General features: G+C 39.1%; 18 protein-coding genes. 4 read left to right on the top strand and 14 right to left on the bottom strand.

What is annotated here, in order from left to right:
- Window positions 1–49: 49 nt before the first annotated feature.
- Complete coding sequence (gene sigK, locus KHA95_RS13300) at window positions 50–769, bottom strand: RNA polymerase sporulation sigma factor SigK (RefSeq protein WP_213137989.1); 720 nt, start codon at window positions 767–769, stop codon at window positions 50–52.
- A 144-nt stretch (window positions 770–913) separates the two neighbouring features.
- Between sigK and KHA95_RS13295 the strand changes: the two genes are divergently transcribed.
- Window positions 914–2695 (top strand): M3 family oligoendopeptidase, encoded by a 1782-nt coding sequence (locus KHA95_RS13295; protein ID WP_213137988.1) that lies wholly within the window; start codon window positions 914–916, stop codon window positions 2693–2695.
- 313 nt (window positions 2696–3008) lie between these two features.
- Here the strand turns inward: KHA95_RS13295 and KHA95_RS13290 are convergent, their stop codons facing one another.
- From KHA95_RS13290 to KHA95_RS13280, 3 genes are all read right to left on the bottom strand, one after another.
- Window positions 3009–4151, bottom strand: coding sequence for an anti-sigma factor (locus tag KHA95_RS13290; RefSeq protein WP_213137987.1), 1143 nt, complete (start codon window positions 4149–4151; stop codon window positions 3009–3011).
- Window positions 4144–4644, bottom strand: a complete 501-nt coding sequence (locus KHA95_RS13285; RefSeq protein ID WP_213137986.1) for an RNA polymerase sigma factor — start codon at window positions 4642–4644, stop codon at window positions 4144–4146. The genes KHA95_RS13290 and KHA95_RS13285 overlap by 8 nt, the downstream gene beginning before the upstream one ends.
- Before the next feature lie 457 nt (window positions 4645–5101).
- Window positions 5102–5380 (bottom strand): hypothetical protein, encoded by a 279-nt coding sequence (locus tag KHA95_RS13280; protein ID WP_213137985.1) that lies wholly within the window; start codon window positions 5378–5380, stop codon window positions 5102–5104.
- 682 nt (window positions 5381–6062) lie between these two features.
- Between KHA95_RS13280 and KHA95_RS13275 the strand changes: the two genes are divergently transcribed.
- The gene (locus tag KHA95_RS13275; RefSeq protein WP_213137984.1) at window positions 6063–6410 is read left to right on the top strand and encodes a GNAT family N-acetyltransferase; all 348 of its coding nucleotides are present in this window, start codon (window positions 6063–6065) and stop codon (window positions 6408–6410) included.
- A 43-nt stretch (window positions 6411–6453) separates the two neighbouring features.
- Here the strand turns inward: KHA95_RS13275 and KHA95_RS13270 are convergent, their stop codons facing one another.
- On the bottom strand, window positions 6454–9456 hold the full coding sequence (locus KHA95_RS13270; protein ID WP_213137983.1) for an efflux RND transporter permease subunit: 3003 nt from the start codon (window positions 9454–9456) through the stop codon (window positions 6454–6456).
- A 196-nt stretch (window positions 9457–9652) separates the two neighbouring features.
- Between KHA95_RS13270 and KHA95_RS13265 the strand changes: the two genes are divergently transcribed.
- Entirely contained in the window at window positions 9653–9982 is a 330-nt protein-coding gene (locus KHA95_RS13265) for a PadR family transcriptional regulator (protein WP_213137982.1), read from the top strand.
- The gene (locus tag KHA95_RS13260; RefSeq protein WP_213137981.1) at window positions 9979–11100 is read left to right on the top strand and encodes a DUF2812 domain-containing protein; all 1122 of its coding nucleotides are present in this window, start codon (window positions 9979–9981) and stop codon (window positions 11098–11100) included. Before KHA95_RS13265 ends, KHA95_RS13260 begins: the two co-directional genes overlap by 4 nt.
- A 54-nt stretch (window positions 11101–11154) precedes the next feature.
- Here the strand turns inward: KHA95_RS13260 and mtnN are convergent, their stop codons facing one another.
- The 9 genes from mtnN to KHA95_RS13215 all read right to left on the bottom strand — a co-directional run bounded on the left by mtnN (window position 11155) and on the right by KHA95_RS13215 (window position 17620).
- Window positions 11155–11847, bottom strand: coding sequence for a 5'-methylthioadenosine/S-adenosylhomocysteine nucleosidase (gene mtnN, locus KHA95_RS13255; RefSeq protein ID WP_213137980.1), 693 nt, complete (start codon window positions 11845–11847; stop codon window positions 11155–11157).
- A 23-nt stretch (window positions 11848–11870) separates the two neighbouring features.
- On the bottom strand, window positions 11871–12617 hold the full coding sequence (locus KHA95_RS13250; RefSeq protein ID WP_213137979.1) for a YrrS family protein: 747 nt from the start codon (window positions 12615–12617) through the stop codon (window positions 11871–11873).
- A 99-nt stretch (window positions 12618–12716) separates the two neighbouring features.
- The gene (gene greA, locus KHA95_RS13245; RefSeq protein WP_213137978.1) at window positions 12717–13193 is read right to left on the bottom strand and encodes a transcription elongation factor GreA; all 477 of its coding nucleotides are present in this window, start codon (window positions 13191–13193) and stop codon (window positions 12717–12719) included.
- A 387-nt stretch (window positions 13194–13580) separates the two neighbouring features.
- Entirely contained in the window at window positions 13581–14216 is a 636-nt protein-coding gene (gene udk, locus KHA95_RS13240; protein WP_213137977.1) for a uridine kinase, read from the bottom strand.
- 10 nt (window positions 14217–14226) lie between these two features.
- Entirely contained in the window at window positions 14227–14877 is a 651-nt protein-coding gene (locus tag KHA95_RS13235) for an O-methyltransferase (RefSeq protein ID WP_213137976.1), read from the bottom strand.
- 1 nt (window position 14878) lies between these two features.
- Entirely contained in the window at window positions 14879–16042 is a 1164-nt protein-coding gene (gene mltG, locus KHA95_RS13230; protein ID WP_213137975.1) for an endolytic transglycosylase MltG, read from the bottom strand.
- Window positions 16043–16636: 594 nt separating this feature from the next.
- On the bottom strand, window positions 16637–16921 hold the full coding sequence (locus tag KHA95_RS13225) for a DUF1292 domain-containing protein (RefSeq protein WP_213137974.1): 285 nt from the start codon (window positions 16919–16921) through the stop codon (window positions 16637–16639).
- Between the two features lie 12 nt (window positions 16922–16933).
- Window positions 16934–17350: a Holliday junction resolvase RuvX gene (gene ruvX, locus KHA95_RS13220; protein ID WP_213137973.1), complete on the bottom strand. Its 417-nt coding sequence runs from the start codon at window positions 17348–17350 to the stop codon at window positions 16934–16936.
- A 3-nt stretch (window positions 17351–17353) separates the two neighbouring features.
- Window positions 17354–17620, bottom strand: a complete 267-nt coding sequence (locus KHA95_RS13215; RefSeq protein WP_213137972.1) for an IreB family regulatory phosphoprotein — start codon at window positions 17618–17620, stop codon at window positions 17354–17356.
- Between the last annotated feature and the right edge of the window lie 66 nt (window positions 17621–17686).

The following is a 17686-nucleotide window of genomic DNA, read 5'->3' as shown; positions in this document are numbered from 1 at the left end:
AAAAAGCCTCGGCGCTAAAACATACTAACCCGAGACTTTCATCGTTCCATCATTCATTTTTCTTCATTTTTTCTTTCTCTGCTCGATAAAATTCATGGAACATTTTCATCAATGCTCTTTTTTCAATGCGTGATACGTAGCTTCTTGAAATGCCTAGCTCTTTGGCAATTTCCCTTTGGGTTCGTTCTTTTTCTAGGTTTAAGCCGAAGCGTCCAATAATGACTTCCTTTTCACGTCCATCAAGTACATCGATGTACTCCTTCACTCGTTCCAATTCCATATTTAATTGAATTGTATCAAAAACATCTTCGACTTCTGATTTTAGAACATCGATTAATGAAATTTCATTCCCTTCCTTGTCTTGCCCGATCGGATCATGCAGGGAAACGTCTTTTTTCGTCTTTTTTAACGCCCTTAAATGCATGAGGATTTCGTTTTCTATACAGCGAGCTGCGTACGTGGCAAGCTTTGTTCCTTTTCCAAACGAATAGCTTTCAATTCCTTTGATCAGTCCAATTGTTCCAATCGAAATTAAATCTTCGGGGTCTTCTCCCGTATTTTCAAATTTTTTCACGATATGAGCAACGAGTCGCAAATTATGTTCAATTAAAAGATTCCGAGCATTTTCATCTCCCTTAGCCATGAGCCGTAAATATTTTTGTTCGTCTTCAGGTGATAGCGGCTGCGGGAATGCGTTGTTTTTTACATAGGAAACAAGAAAAACAAGTTCCTTTAATACATAGCCGATTGCCGTTAAAATACCGGACAACTCCTCACCTCCAGCGATTTTGGCTTTATTCATATATATGCTTGTCGCAAGCTAGTCATTACCGATACTACGGCGTAAAAAAAGTAGGAAAGTTTCCATTTGTCCCTTATAATGGAACTAGATTGAAATGGAGGAGGGGTTTATTTGGCAACAAATACATATGATTTGACTTGGGATCTTGATGTGTTTTTTGAAGGAGGCAGTGCTTCCCACGCATTCACAGAACATCTGGAAAATGTGAAGAAGCAATTGGATGCATTTGAATCGGTTGTTGAGACTTGGAGCATCCCATCCGCATCTGATGATCAATCCCTAACAGAACTTTTGCAGTTTTTTCAAACGACTGCACAAAATATTCGACAAGCAGGAGCGTTTGTCAGCTGCTTGCAGGCTCAAGATACGTCCGATACGAGAGCAAATGAATTGCGTGGCATGGTAACAACATTAAGTTCCAAATTAAGCACCATTTTAACTGGCTTCGATGAGAAACTTTCGAGCATTGATGAGCATACTTGGAATGGACTACTAGAACAAGAAGCATTAAAGGAACTTCACTTCATATTAAATGAACGCCGTAAAAATGCAGCAGAGAAGCTTCCAAAAGAGCAAGAAGCGTTAATTAATGCATTAAGCATTGACGGTTATCATGGCTGGGGAGAAATGTATGACACGATTGTCTCGCAAGTGAAGATACCATTTGAAGATGCGTTGTTGTCCGTTGGCCAAGCAGAAAATAAATTTTCCAGCCCCGACCGGAAAGTAAGAAAAGAGATTTTCGCAGAATGGAAAAAGGCATGGGATCAGCATTCCGATACACTCGCAGCGACATTAAACCATCTGTCCGGTTTTCGTTTATCTGTTTATAAGCAACGAGGCTGGGATCATATTCTTAAAGAAGCACTGACATATAACAGAATGAAGCAGGAAACACTCGACGTCATGTGGGAAGTGATTTCCGATCATAAACAACCGTTTGCTGACTTCTTGAAAAAGAAAGCAGAGCTGCTCGGTGTAGAAAAATTAAGCTGGGCGGATTTAGACGCTCCAGTTGGCAATGTCGAAACGACATACAACTATCAAGAGGGCGCACAGTTCATTTTAAAACATTTTGAACAATTTGGTGATGAGCTGACGAGTTTTACAAAAAAATCATTCGAAGACCGCTGGATTGAAGCCGAGGACCGTCCTGGAAAGCGCCCCGGCGGATTTTGCACATCGTTCCCAGTGAGCAAGCAATCAAGAATTTTTATGACCTATTCGGGAACCCCATCGAATGTGTCAACACTTGCACATGAACTAGGCCATGCATTCCACTCTTTTGCAATGAAAGATACGCACCCATTGAACAGAAGCTATGCGATGAACGTCGCAGAAACAGCATCCACTTTTGCGGAAATGATTGTATCTGATGCCGCTGTGAACAATGCAGAGAACGAGGAAGAAAAACTCGCCTTACTCGAAGATAAAATTCAGCGTTCTGTTGCTTTATTTATGAACATACATGCCCGCTATTTATTTGAAACCCGCTTTTACGAGGAAAGAAAAAATGGCATGGTCAGCAAGGCGCGGCTGAATGAGCTAATGGAATCTGCGCAACGTGAAGCGTATGCCGATTCCTTATCCGAATACCATCCTCTATTTTGGGGATCTAAGCTCCATTTCTTTATTACCGGTGTGCCATTTTATAATTTCCCATACACTTTCGGCTATCTTTTCTCGCTTGGCATTTATGCACAAGCAGTTAAAGAAGGCAAAGGCTATGAGAAAAAATATATGGCGATGCTTGAAGATACAGGTTCCATGATGGTAGAGGATCTTGCTATGAAACATCTTGGCGTCGACTTAACGAAGCGCGAATTTTGGGAAGAAGGCGTCAAGCTTTGTATAAAAGATGTGGAAGAGTTTATGGAGATGGTTGGGAAATAATAAGTTTGAACACTTTGTAACAGGGGGCTGTTCAAGGTCAGTCTTCAACTGACCTTGAACAGCCCCTCTTTATTATTTGAATCATTTGTGATTGACGTTCGATCAACTATTTTCATTATTAAGGGCATTCGAACCACATCCGATTTACCCTCGACCACAAATTATCGTCTTTGTGGTCAATCGGAGCGCATTCGATTGACGTTTGATCACTAATTATCATTTCTACGGTCATTCGAACCACGCTCGATTTACCTTCAATCATAAATTTTCACCCTTATAGGCATTCGAATGAACAATGCTTCAACAGATAGCCTTACCAATTCCAAAAATCCACTTCATCCACCTGAATGTAACTGATGAATGGATCATCTTTTAATGCTAAGATTTCTTTTGTCGGACCTGTTACAACGATTCCATAATGATTGATTCCATTCTTTTCAACGTAGTTTAGGCGCTCTTCCAAATGCAGCCGATATCCGTGATACAATTTTTCCGCTTTCTTTTCATGTTGTTCGAGAAAGCTTAATGTTTTTAAAAACTGCTTATGAAGAACGGTACTATCCCCTTCTTCGTAATCAGGGGAAGAAAAACTTTGTGAAACGATTTTTCCGAACAAAAAGCCTTTTTGTTCATCGCGTGGTCCCGCAATCATATCGTTGTCATGCCAGAGAGGGAATTCAGGAAAACCAATCGGATTGAATACCGTTCCATGATCCCACTCTTCTTTTCCTTCGACACCTGTGTCGACCGCAAACCAAATGATATCTAAATCCTTTTCACCAAATTGATCAAATACTGCGCTTGTTTCCATTAATTGATCGAAGGAAATATAAGCAGAAACAACCGTTCCTTCAGGCAGTTGCTCTAATTTATCCCATTCGGACATGTCGGGGTCAGCAAAACCCGGGTATATGAAATGCGGCTGGTTTTGCGATATTTTCCCTGTGTAATTGCGTTCTGGATAACCCATAAGTGAAAAAAGAAAGTCTACTTTTAGGTCCCCTACTTTTTCACGCTCTCTCCCAATTCTTTTATTCAGGTCCCTCGTCATTTCCACCTTGAAAAATGGTTTTGCATTTGTGCTTGTGTGTCCAAAACCTTCATCATATGGTTCTGTGACCGCTAACGTATAATCAATTACATCCGCGAAAACTTCACTGCGGTCGGGTTCACCCCATGAGTAGTAAACAGCCGTCAGGATCGATGATACGATTGTAAACAGAATAAGGATCACGACCGCTGTCGCAGCCGTTTGAAAACGCGCCTTCCACTTACTTGTTCTAAGCATCCGTTTTTGTTTTTTTTCATTCATGGGCGCATCGTCTTGTTTATTTTCTTCAAGATATTCTTGGTATTGTTCCAGCTTTGCTAATTCTTCTTCAAAAGTTGTTAACTCATCACCGTCTAATTGACCATTTTCATATGCTTCAAGTTTTCTTTTAAATTCATCACTCATTACCAGATTCACCTTTCTTTCTACGAATCGCTTGCCTGCCGCGATATAAAATGACTTTGAAATTCGCTAAGGAAATATTCATTACCGAAGCCGCTTCGGCATAACTCAATTCATGAAAATCATGTAATAGCACCGCATATTTTTGTTTTTCCGGCAACCCTTCTATATGTTGAATGACCGCTTGAATATCTTCATGAATGACAACCGCTTCCTCGGGCGTTTTTCTTTTATCAAATATTCTTGAAAAAAAGTTCTGCTTTTTCAATTCGATTCGTTTTTGTTTACGATAATGATCAATGAAAGCATGATGAGCGACTGTGAAAAGCCATGATTTAATGCTCACATTTTCATAATCATCTACATGCAAATATGCCCGCAAAAACGTTTCCTGCACCAAATCCTCCGCTGTATGATGATTTTGGCATAGTGAGAGGAGGAAACGATATATATCATGAAAATATTCATTATAAACTGACTCGATGGACTCCTTCATTTCCTCCTCCTTTCACTAATAGCACGAACGAAATACGAAAAGGTTACAGTTTTTCATTTAAATTTAAAGCATCCCATAAAAAAATGCTCAAGTTTATTGAGCGTCATACTGAATCATTGTGTTTTTTTAGATTGGATGAGCTTAATTACTAAATAGAAGATCAGCATATTCACTACTAATCCCGATCCTAAGTTTACCCCTTCATTCCCTGTGAATAATTAAGTAATCAACCAGTTCGTACACATGTCCATATATACACCTATATATTTGTACGGAAAGCCATAGGAATTTTGACAAAGATGATTAAATTGAGTTGGTTGTAAGTCGGGATAATAACGGTAAGCAAGATGGTTAATAATAGCGCCGTTTTTATCATAACTTTTTTTGTCAAAAACTCCATCTCCCCAATTACTTAAGTTAGCGATTAATCATATTGTATTGCATTCCTAAGTTTGTCTTATATTTCTTTCCTTTTCGTAAAGACTCCTATTGCAGTGATAACGATGCCATTCAATAAAAATAATGCTGTATATAAAATAGAGTACATCGCCGTTCCAAATCCACCGGTATCATAAGGAATAACGATTGAAAATGTAGCAAAGAAAAGAACTGGTGCTAAAAAAAGAATCAATACCCCCATGAAAATTCTTTTATGTCTTGTTTTGGAAAATTTAAAAGCAATAATATTCAGAAATAATAATCCCATTAAGATGAACAACAGAAATGATATCCACATAATTATTTACTCCCTTTCTAGTTTTCCCCCACCCATAAAAGATGACGCTCATTCATAATATTTCGTTTCGTATTAGGCCTAGAAATAAAGGTTTGGAGGCAGTTTTCCTCATAGCCTTTAATGTGACAATTACTTTAGCAATGATTTCATTTCATCTATGATCTATTCAATCTCCCTAGTCACTCGATCGGCCTTGTGGAACTCGCTTCAATCATCGCACAGAACTGTTCAAACTGATGATTTCCTGTCTTCTATATCTGTTTTACCGTAATTCTTTGTTGTCCTGTTTTGAACTCTTTCCAAAAAGGTATGTAATGGAGCGGATTAATAGATGATTTCATTAAAATATGAGTGAACTTCCCTTGATTAGAAACCCAGCGATGAATCAAACTCCTAATACTTATTTCATCCCATATCCATCCAGCCTCGTCTGCTTTATATTTATATTAATTTTACTGATACACAAAACGAACGATCAGATTTACTATCTTTGCAAATAAATCAAGCGCCGAAATTATTGTCACATGATCCTTCCTCCCCATAACTCCTCCTTTCAAATATACCAGTTTTTACATATAATTATAGGTAATGTTGCCAACTTTCTGAGGAGGGGTGTACGATCGAAGATTTAGATCGGATCTTATACAAACTAAATACTGCGATTACCGCTGAACAATTGTCAATGTTATTCAAATCATCCGGAATTAAAAGGCCTAGTGAAGATTTGAACCGATTGCAAAAAATGATTGTTCACGCCGATCTAACATTGACTGCGTGGGACGAAACACAGCTTATTGGCATTGCACGGGCAATTACCGATTTTAGCTACTGCTGCTATTTATCTGATTTGGCGGTGGATAAAGAATACCAACATCATGGGATTGGCAAGAAATTAATTGCCTTGCTTCAAGAACAAATCGGAGATGAGGTTGCACTCATCCTTTTATCTGCACCGTCTGCAATGGAGTACTATCCCCATATAGGATTTGAAAAAATAGAAAATGGCTTTAAAATTGCGAGAGCTAGATAAATGGAGAAGGGTTCGGAAGTATTATATTCCGAACCCTTTCCTGTTACATTGAAATACTATTTTTTTCTACTCGTTGTTGTTTCTTCGCTTTTCTAAAATGAAATAATTCGTAGACGACCGGGATAACGACAAGTGTTAATAAGGTTGCAACAGAAAGACCACCAATCACAACAACGGCTAATCCTTTGGATACAAGACTTCCCATCTCCTCTTTTCCCATTAAGAGAGGAATCATCGCAAAGATCGTCGCAAGTGCAGTCATCATAATCGGCCGAAACCTTGTTGCTCCCGCTTCAAGTAAAGCCTCACGGATTGGCATCGTTTCTTCATTTTGTCTGACACGATCTAAAAGAACAATCGCATTTGTTACAACAATGCCGATGAGCATTAATGCCCCAATCATTGATCCGATATCGATTGGTGTTCTTGAGATTAATAATCCAAGCACGGCTCCGATGATCGCAAGTGGCAGCGTGAATAAGATGACTAACGGTGCGCGCAGCGTCTTAAACGTCAGCACCATAATTAAATAAACGAGGCCAATCGAAACCGCCATTAACTGGAATAACTCCATAAACTGATCTGTCTGTGCACTTGCAGCACCGCCTGATTGTAAGGTAACCCCGCTTGGCAGCGGAAGTTCTTCCGTTTTGACATTGATCTCATTGGCGATTTTCGATAAATTCTCCGCATCCACTTGGACACTGATCCGTACGTATTCATTTCCGTCTTTCCGCAATACATTCGTTGGTTTATTTATTTTTTCTATATGTGCGATCGTTGAAAGTGGGACAACCTCTTGATTGACTGCAATCGATATGTTTTCAAGCTCAGAATCAGAAGTTGGATGGATCGAGCTATCAAGGAATACGTGTGTATCTTTTCCATCAAGCTTAATCGTTCCAATCGGAAATGGATTTAGTAGCAGTTGTATTTGCCTTGCTACCTCCTCTGGATTGGCCTTTTCTTGATCGATGATGATGTCATATATCGATTTTAATTCATTTTGATTGCTCGTTACCTTTTCTACACCTTCAATCTCTTGTACATGATCGATCACTTGATTGGATACGTCAATCAATTGTACTGTATCTTTGCCAACGACATCCAATGTGATCGTTGAATCACTAAAGCTCATGAACGTAGAAAGTTCGACATCGATTTCCGCATCAGCATACTTCTCTTTCTCCTGTTCAATCCGTTTAATTAATTTTTCCGTGTCAGCACCGCTTTTCGTCACAACAAAAAATTGTCCTGTATTTTGTGAGTTCACTTGGCTAAACTGCGCATCTTCTGGATTTGAACCAAGGAAAAGGATGACTTCTTCTACATCCGCCTGTTCTTGTAAATATGCCTCTAATTGAAGGACTTCGTCTTTTACTTTTGTAAATGGCACTTCATCGGGGTATGTCAATGAGATGGACACGTCATTATCCGCGGCATCCGTCGCCCCCTTTGGCATGACGGCATACATACCGAGCGCCCCTACAAAAATAATGAAAGACAATACAATTGGCACCCACTTATGTTGTAAACACCAATTCAAAATTCTCACATACTGCTGTGGTTTTTTGTGTAATGGTAATTTTCCTTTTTTCAATAATCCCGAGCTCATGAGCGGAACGACGATTAAAGCAACGAGAAGCGACGATAATAACGCATATGTGATCGTTAATGCGAATGGCAATAACAATTCTTGCAGTGATTTTACAAGCCCCATTGGCAAAAACACAGCTACCGTTGTTAATGTCGAGGATGTAATCGCCGCAGCCACTTCTTTTGTCGCTTTTACAATCACGTCTTTTGAAAAATCACCGTCTTGCGCTTTTCGGAAAATATTTTCAATCACGACGATGCTATCGTCCACTAAACGTCCTACTGCAACAGCTACCGCACCAATCGTTAACACATTCAAAGTGATTCCTGACTGCGAAAGCAAGAATAATGTAAAAGCAAGTGATAGCGGGATGCTAATGATCGTAATCATTGTCATGCGTAAATCGCGCAAAAACACGAAAATAATAATCGTAGCAAACAATGCCCCCAATAGAACAGACTCCATCATACTATCAACAGAATGAACGATAAATTCCGAATAGGATATGAGCATCGTCGTCACAATATTAGGATTAAACTGCTCATTTGCTTGTTTCATCGTTTCATTTACCTTTTTCCCAATGGAAACGGCATTGGCATTCGATTCTTTAAAAAGCAATAAGGCAACGGCGTCCTCCCCATTTACACGGGTGAAAAATGTTGAACTCGAATCGGCAACTTCAATAGTTGCAATCTCTTTCAATTGCAAATCGGGGGTGATTTGTAATTTTTCCAGCGCTTCAATCCCTTCCATTTGCCCGATTACTTTTAAATTTGTCTTTTTATCATTCATCGTTTCTTCACCGACGGCAACAGCAAGGTTTTTTCCTTGGAGAATCCCCATTAATGCTTGGATCGGTATTTGATTGGCAGTGAGCTTTTCTTTGTCCACTTTCACGGTAACTTGCGTTTGCTGGCCACCATAAACAGAGACATTGGCCACTCCGGACACGCCTTGAAACATTGGAACGATTTCATTTTCAATCTTTTCCATGTCCTCCCTTTGGATGCCGTTTGGAAAAGATAAACCAATTTGCCATAGCGGGATCATATCTAAGTTCAATTGTGAGATTATTGGCTTTGAGTATCCTTCCGGCAACTGCAATCCATCCATCGCCTCTTGCACTTGCACTTTGGCTTCTTTTACATCAATCGCTGAATCAAGAGTTATATCTACGGATGTATAGCCATCAGCTGATGTAGAAAAAACATGTTTTTTCCCTTTCACTGATCCGATTGCTTTTTCAATCGGCTTTGTTACTTGTTCTGACATTGTATCCGCATCTGTTCCTTGTCCGATGACAATGACAGTGACGACAGGATTATTTGCTGAAGGCATAAATTCTTTAGGAAGCGTAAAGTAACTAAGCACGCCTAAACCTAATGTCAAAACAATCATTAAAATGACTGCTGCCTTGTTTCTTAACCCCCATTTCGTTATTCCAATCATTACTCCACCTCTTTATTCTGAATTTTTCAAACCCTCATCCTAGATTAATCAATTTATGAAAATGGATTAAGGGGCTTGAGATTGAAACGGTGTCAGTCTTAAGGCTGATTCTTGATCCAGTACTTACGAAGTGCTGATTGCAATGTATGTCACGTCGTGATATAGTCGAGGTGTGACATAATGAAGGAGGTGTGACATGTCCTTTGAAAAAATAAAGAAAGCGTATCTGCCAATGACTGAAACGGCTTTTTATATTTTGCTTTCATTAACAGAACCACGGCACGGTTACGGGATCATTAAGCATGTCGAAGAAATAACGGACGGTCGCTTAATACTAGGTTCTGGAACCATTTATGGGACGCTCACGAAGATGCAGCGTGATGACATTATTACTGTCTATGCAGATGAAAAAAGAAAAAAGATTTATGAAATAACGAGCAGCGGAAAAATGCTTATGCGCGAGGAAATAAAGCGTTTAAGCGAATTACATAAAAACGCAAAAGAAGTGGAGGGATATTTTGCATGACTAAAAAAATAATCAGGCCATTTTGGAGCTATGAAATCGATAAAACGGAGGCATGGCTAAATAAAATGGCTCTTGATGGATTTGTTTTTACACAACTATGCCGTAAAAAGAGACAATTCACTTTCAAAAAACAAAAATCAACAAATATGAGCTTTAGCATCGCTTATAATGAATCACCATCCTTACCCTCTCCCCTTGCACAAGACAATTGGACTGTCTACGGACAATATGGGGAATGGACAATTTTAGCCAATGAAAAAGAACCCGATTTGATTCGAACATATCCTGCAAGGGATCGTTTGTACAAAAGAAATCGACTTCATTATTATGGATTTGGCACATTTTTATTCCTTTGTGGCACATCGCTTTTTATGCAATTTTTATTTTTGCTGCTAACATTTTTTATCGTCCCGGATAAGAACATAACGATCGTAGCCAGTCCACTCTGGATATTAACAGCTATTTTTGGAGTATGTGTACTGTCAATCATTGTCACTTCGATCATCTCTATGAGAAAAATCCGCGCATTTGAAAAGAAAAATAGTATGGTTCTTCCGATTCCCCATGACGTGAAAATCTTTAAGAAGCATCGTTTTGCTTGGGTCTATTCCCCGGATCGTTTGGAAGCATGGCTGGAGAAAATGGCTTTAGATGGGAAACATCTTGTAAAAGTAGGAAGATTCGGAGGAAATTTTCATTTTATTCATGGAAAACCAAAAAGAATGGCTTATGTGGCGGACTATCAGTTATCTTCAGATCCCGATTATTTTCCTTTCCATCAAGATAATGGTTGGATTCATATTTTCTCAACCAATGCATCCATTACGAAATGGACGATTTGGGCAAAGGAATATGCAGAGAGCGAGGAGAAGCCACAATTATATTACGATCGACAACATCTTTTAGCACACGCGAAGAAAGTGTTTTATTATAATAGTGCTCTTATTCTTTTTCTATTTGCTGTGAATACGTTTAATATGATCACGCTATTTAATCCATTAAATGAATTTACACCTCTTACAATGTTCTCAACATTTTGCATGCTGCTTTCAAATATTTTGGTCATTATTATGGGGGTAAAGTCTGGCTTATACTATGCAAGGATGAATCAACATTAAGAAAGCTGTCACGCTTATATGTGACAGCTTTTAATCATTAACCAATACGATAAGTTAGATTGCTTTGATCATTCCAAGTACTAAATTGGCTGAATTCACTGCCGCCGTTTCAAGGAATTGATCAAACGAAAGATGCGACTCTTTACCCGCAATATCTGATAATGAACGAATAACAACAAATGGAACATTGTACTGATGTGCTACTTGTGCGATGGCAGCACCTTCCATTTCCACCGCTTGAAGATCCGTGAATTTGCCACGTACGAACTCCACTCGATCGGCGTCGTTCATAAATGAATCACCTGTTGCAATTAGACCTTGTACTGCTTGTATGTTTTCAAACGTGCTTGCTGCTTTCAATGCAACCTCAATCAAGCCGTGATCGGCTTTAAACGCCGCTGGCAATTGTGGCACTTGTCCATATTCATAGCCGAAAATTGTCACATCTACATCATGATGACGGACTTCAGTAGAGATAACAAGATCACCTACTTTTAGCTCCGGATTATAGCCGCCTGCTGATCCAGTGTTAATAATGACGTCCGGATTGTATCTTTCCATTAATATTGTAGTCGACATTGCCGCGTTCACCTTACCAATACCTGAACGAAGTAAAATGACTTCTTTTTCGCCAATCGAACCAGCAATCATTTCACAACCTGCAATTGTTTCAGTTTGTTTATTTTTAATTTGTTCACGTAAAAGAGCAACTTCTTCCTCCATCGCTCCGATGATTGCAATTTTCAACACGGATACCCCTTTTCAGTTGACTATGATTTTCGATCGTTTTCAATTAATTTTTTCACAACGGTCGGTTTCCAGCCTTCACCGTCTACCCACTCAATATGCACTCGATACACATCCGATCCAGCACCTCTTGAAGATACCGTCGCAATGGCCTGATTTTCTGGATCGTCGCCACGCTCAAGCCACCATAACGTCATTTGGTCTACCGGAATGTTGACAGCATAAGATACGGCTGCTACTTTTTCATTCCAATCAGCTGATCCTTGCTGAGAAGACGGCTCATGGCCTGCTGTTTGTTGTGTCCCAATCGGCTGCCAATTTGGATTAATGATTACTTTTTCGACGTTTGGTTCATCGCCTTCTTCTTCAATGAGCCCTGATGATTCTTCACTTGATTGCTGATCATCATTTTCTGATTTTGACTCTTCCGCTTGCCCATCTTTTCCAGCCGATTCCTTCGAATCCTTTGGTTTATTTTTATGATTTCCTTCTATTTTTTCTGTATTTGCCTGAGTCGCTGCTTTCTCTTTATTCGTATCGCCAGCAATAAATATATTGTAAGCAACAATAAATATTAAAATAATAACGATCGCAATTAATGTATTTAATATAATATTTGTTTTTCTACGTTTTGCCCGGCGCTCATAACGTTGGCCAGAATGATTAAATTCGCTTGGCATATAAATCCCCTCCATCTTTTTTATCATATCATGGAAAAAGGAAAACATAAATAAGAAAACATGCCTGACTTTAGCAACTTGATTTTTCATTCAATCTCTCCTATGTCTATGGCGATAAACAAGGAGATAATCGTCAAATTCCGTAAAAAATAAAGGTTCAAATCAAAAAGATTTGAACCTTTATTGCGCTTAACTAATTGTAAGTAGTCTTACTCTCATTTCGCCGCCAGGTGTTTGAACATTTACTTCTTGCCCAACCTTGTGACCGAGCAGACTTTTAGCGATTGGTGAATCATTGGAAATTTTCCCCTCAAATGGATCCGCTTCAGCGCTTCCAACAATTGTGTATGTTTCCTCATCTCCGTCTGGAAGCTCAATGAACGTTACCGTTTTTCCAAGGGTAACCGTATCCGAATTTAATTCATCTTCTTTAATAATTTTCGCATTGCGAATCATATTTTCCAGAGTTGTAATTCTTCCCTCCACAAACGCTTGCTCTTCTTTTGCAGAATCATATTCAGAGTTTTCCGATAGGTCTCCAAAACTTCTTGCAATTTTAATTCTTTCTACTACTTCTTTTCTTTTCACCGATTTTAAATGCTCAAGCTCCTGTTCAAGCTTTGCTTTTCCGGCTTCTGTCATTGGAAATACTTTTTCCGTTGCCAAATCCCTTCACTCCTTATTCATTCACCATCCGACAAGCGGATGTTTTTGTAGATGTTGTTCAAAAAGTACTATAAAAAATGACACGTCGAATTTCTTCGTTGGCTTGCTTTTTCGCCCCTTGGAAAAGAAAATCACTTTCCCTACGTGCAAGTACGTTATACAGCGAGAGCGGGACTTCCGTTAAAACCTCCCACATCCTATGGGCAACATGGAAGTCAGTACATCCTGTACAAGTCTGCTGCAAAAAGCTGCGCCGCCTTGAACTTCTTGGTCCTTTTTATCCTCCATTTTGAACACTCACTTGTATGTAATACATGATAACGCGCCCTATGATAGGCGCGCCTCCGATTCATGCCAATACATATATTAGTTATCTATGCTATCGTATTACAAAAATGCCTTTTGTTCAAGAATAGTTTGTATCTTTGTTGTCAGTAAGTCAATAGCAACATGATTTTGCCCACCTTCTGGAATGATGACATCTGCATATCGCTTCGTCGGTTCAATGAATTGGTTATGCATTGGCCTCACAACATTCACATACTGTGTAACGACAGAATCAATTGATCTGCCTCGCTCTTTTATGTCGCGAAGCAAACGGCGGATGATTCGTAAATCCGAGTCTGTATCGACATAAAGCTTAATATCCATTAAGTTGCGCAATCTTACATCTTCTAATACTAAAATTCCTTCAAGAATGATCACATCTTTTGGTTCTACATGAATCGTTTCTGCTGATCGTGTATGCATCGCATAGTCGTACACAGGCTTTTCAATTGCTTCGTAATCAATTAATTTTTCAAGCTGTTCGATTAATAAATCATTATCAAAGGCAAATGGATGATCGTAATTCGTCTTCAATCGTTCTTCGAATGGAAGATGTGATTGATCCCTATAATAATAATCTTGCTCGATTACGAGAATGGAATGTCCTTTAAAATTTTCGTAAATTGATTTTGTCACACTCGTTTTTCCCGAGCCAGAGCCGCCCGCGACTCCAATTATAACGGGTTTCCGCTTCATCTATACGACCTCACTTTTCATCCAACTGCTTTTTTGTGCTAATCGCTAAACCATCACCAGCTGGAATAATTGCCGTCTCATAGTCAGGATGATCCATTAACCATTGATTAAACGTCCGGATTTTTTCAGCAATTTTTAGCCATCGTTTATTTTCCGTTTGTTGATGGGCAACGATTCCTTTGAAAAGAACATTATCAGTATACACACATCCGCGATCTGTTAGTAACTGACAATACATTTCGAAGAATTTCGTGTACTGCCCTTTTGCCGCATCGATAAAAATCGCATCAAACCGTCCTTGTTGCGCGACTTCCTCATAAAGGTCAAGAGCATTCCCTTTGAGTACAGTTATTCGACCCTCCATGTTTGCCCGAGAAATATTTGCGATTGCCTGTTCATATCTGCTTTCATCTAATTCGATCGTCACAATTTTTGAATTAGGTAAGGCCGTAGCGATTCTTAACGCAGAGTAGCCGATCGCTGTCCCGATTTCTAAAATCATCTTTGGTTGCTGTATTCGCAATAGTTGCAGCAGCACTTCAATTCCGGCCGGCTCCATAATCGGCACTCGATGTTCAGCCGCAAACTGCTCAAGCTCTTGAAAAAAATCACTCCTTTTCGGAACGAGTTGTTCAAGATAATCGTTGATTCGCTCATTCATCTTACGATTCACCTGCTTCGTTTCTTTTATTCGTAATATACTTTTCTTTTAGAGCGTTATGTTCTTCAAGCGTTTTTGAATAATGGACCTCTCCCGATCCATACTCTGCTAAAAAGTATAAATAATCGCTATCAGCCGGATTAAGTGCAGCCTCGATTGAAGACTCGCCAGCATTAGCAATTGGCCCTGGCGGTAAACCTTTATTGGCATACGTATTATACGGTGAATCGATTTCTAAATGCTCGTACAATGTCCGCTCCAAATGTTTTCCATGTGCATAAGCGACAGTTGGGTCAGTTTGGAGGGGCATTTCACTTTTAATTCTATTATAAAATACGCTAGAAATCATATGGCGATCGGCTTTGGCCGTTGCTTCCTTTTCGATTAAAGATGCCATTGTAAGCACTTCATGAACCGATTTTTGTTCTTCTTCAATCAACTCTGTGTATTTCGCTATCACTTTCTCTGTCTGTTTTAACATTTCATTAATAATAAAATCAAGGGATGGCTTCTCCTCGTAAAATGGATAGGTTGCCGGGAAAAGATACCCTTCAAGCGGGTGCATCACTTGCTCATTCAACATATCGGCTGTTAATATATCGGGATATTTTTCAATTAAAGTTTGCAAATATTCCGGATCGTCCAGTTGTTTCGTAATTTCTTCGGGAGTCATATCAATTTGTTTGGCAATGCTCTCCGCAATTTGTGCTAAATTAAGCCCTTCCGGAATTGTTATTTTAAATAACGCTTCTCTCACGAGTGTGCCCGATTGCAAGGTTTGACTAATTTCTTCTAATGTCATCGAAGGAGTCATTGCGTAATTCCCCGCTTGAAACCCAGAAATATTATTAAATTTAACATAATACTTAAAAATCGTACCGTTTTTTATAATGCCCTGCTTCTCCAGTAGTTTTCCGATTGATGTCGAAGAAGATCCGATTGGCACTTCAATATCGATTGGTTTATTGTTATTAGCGTCTAATGGCTGTAATGCAGATTTAATATATATATACCCACCAATTCCTACACCAGCAGCGCTTAAAATAAAAATAAGTGCAATAATCGCTACTATTTTTCTAATGATTTTCGCCTCATTTCGTCTCTCGAGCAAATTATTTCTCATGATTGCCTTTATATCTTTTTCTTGTTTTTCCTCATTCCCCACGGAGGTTACCCCCTCAATTCATAGATTCTATCGATACACTTTGTCCATTATACTATATTTTTTGGCGAATTCATTCGAAATATGAACAAAAACGGGCTCGTGAATCGGAATCACAGGAGAATCAAGGGTTAACGATGACATTTTGTTAGTTGGGTTTCCTTTGGAAGCTAGCTATACAAAAGCGGGCCCTAAAAAACGATCCCAGAGAAAAAGTCTATTGAATCAGATTACGCTAGAACGGTGGATTTCCGTTCCGATCGGAAGTTAGGAAATGTTGGACACGAAGCTGTTGTGGCCGACTTAAAAAAGCTTTTGCGGGGGAGTTGTCGCACTCCATCACCCGAACTCACGCATATAAAGTGGAAAATATCATCGTGGAATAGATCACTATCTTATGTAGCTTATAAGTAAGTCTATTTGACATAAAAAAAACAAGATACAACTATGATGCTCGTAGTAAAGTAAATGATAATCTTATGAATTGAATAAGATCAAAAAGGGAGTCGATTCGTTCAAATTTGAACGGACCGACTCCTTCTTAACTTTACTTACACTTGAATTTTTCAACTGCCTCAAAAAAACGGCCCGTTTTTTTTATTCTTCCTCTTCTGCAAGAAATGTGTTTAACATTTCTTCGATCAAATCCCACTCTTCATCCGTTTCGATCGGCTGTAAGCTTCCTTCTTCGCCTTCTTCATTTTGAACATATGCAGAAGCATGGATTTCGATTTCTTCATTTTCATCTTCTTCCGCACCTACTGGATAATAAAGCACATATGATTTTTCAAATTCATCCGAATCAAACGTGAAGAGGATTTCGTGTAATTCCTCGTTGCCATCTTCATTTATTACTGTAATATATTTTTCAGCGTTTTCCATTTTTTCACCTCATTAAGATTGACTATCTAAAAATCCTTGCAAAATCATTGATGCTGCCATTTTATCAATGACTTTCTTCCGCTTTTTTCTACTAACATCCGCCTCAAGCAAGACCCGTTCTGCTGCCATTGTGCTTAAGCGTTCATCCCATAAGATGACTGGTAGCTGAAATTGTTCTTCCAACTGTTCGGCATACTGTTGTGAAGCTTCTCCCCTTGGCCCAATTGTATTATTCATGTTTTTCGGGAGTCCGACAATGATTTTGCTTACACTATATTCTTTAATAATTTCACCAATTCGTTCGAATCCAAACCTTTTTCTATTCTCATCGATGGCAATTGTTTCGAGGCCTTGAGCCGTCCAGCCCATTTCGTCACTAATTGCTACGCCAACTGTTTTGGATCCAACATCAAGGCCCATCACTCTCATTCATTATCCCTCACGATGCTGTTTTAGATACGATTTCACTAATTCTTCGATGATTTCATCACGTTCTAGTTTTCTCATAATATTACGCGCATCTTGATGTCTCGGGATATACGCCGGATCTCCTGATAATAAATAACCTACAATTTGATTGATTGGATGATAGCCCTTTTCTTGAAGAGCTCTATGAACATGCAGCAGTACCTCTTTGACATCATGTTCGATCGGATCTTCTTGAAAATCAAAACGCATCGTTTTATCAAAAGAGCTCATTTACAACACCTCTCTTACGACATACCATTGATAGATAGGTCAGATTAACATTCCTTCTTCCATTGT

The sequence above is a fragment of the Bacillus sp. FJAT-50079 genome, assembly GCF_018343515.1.
GTDB lineage: Bacteria > Bacillota > Bacilli > Bacillales > Bacillaceae_C > Lederbergia.
The sequence above is the reverse complement of the archived record's forward strand: the minus strand, read 5'-3'. Positions and strand labels throughout refer to the sequence as shown.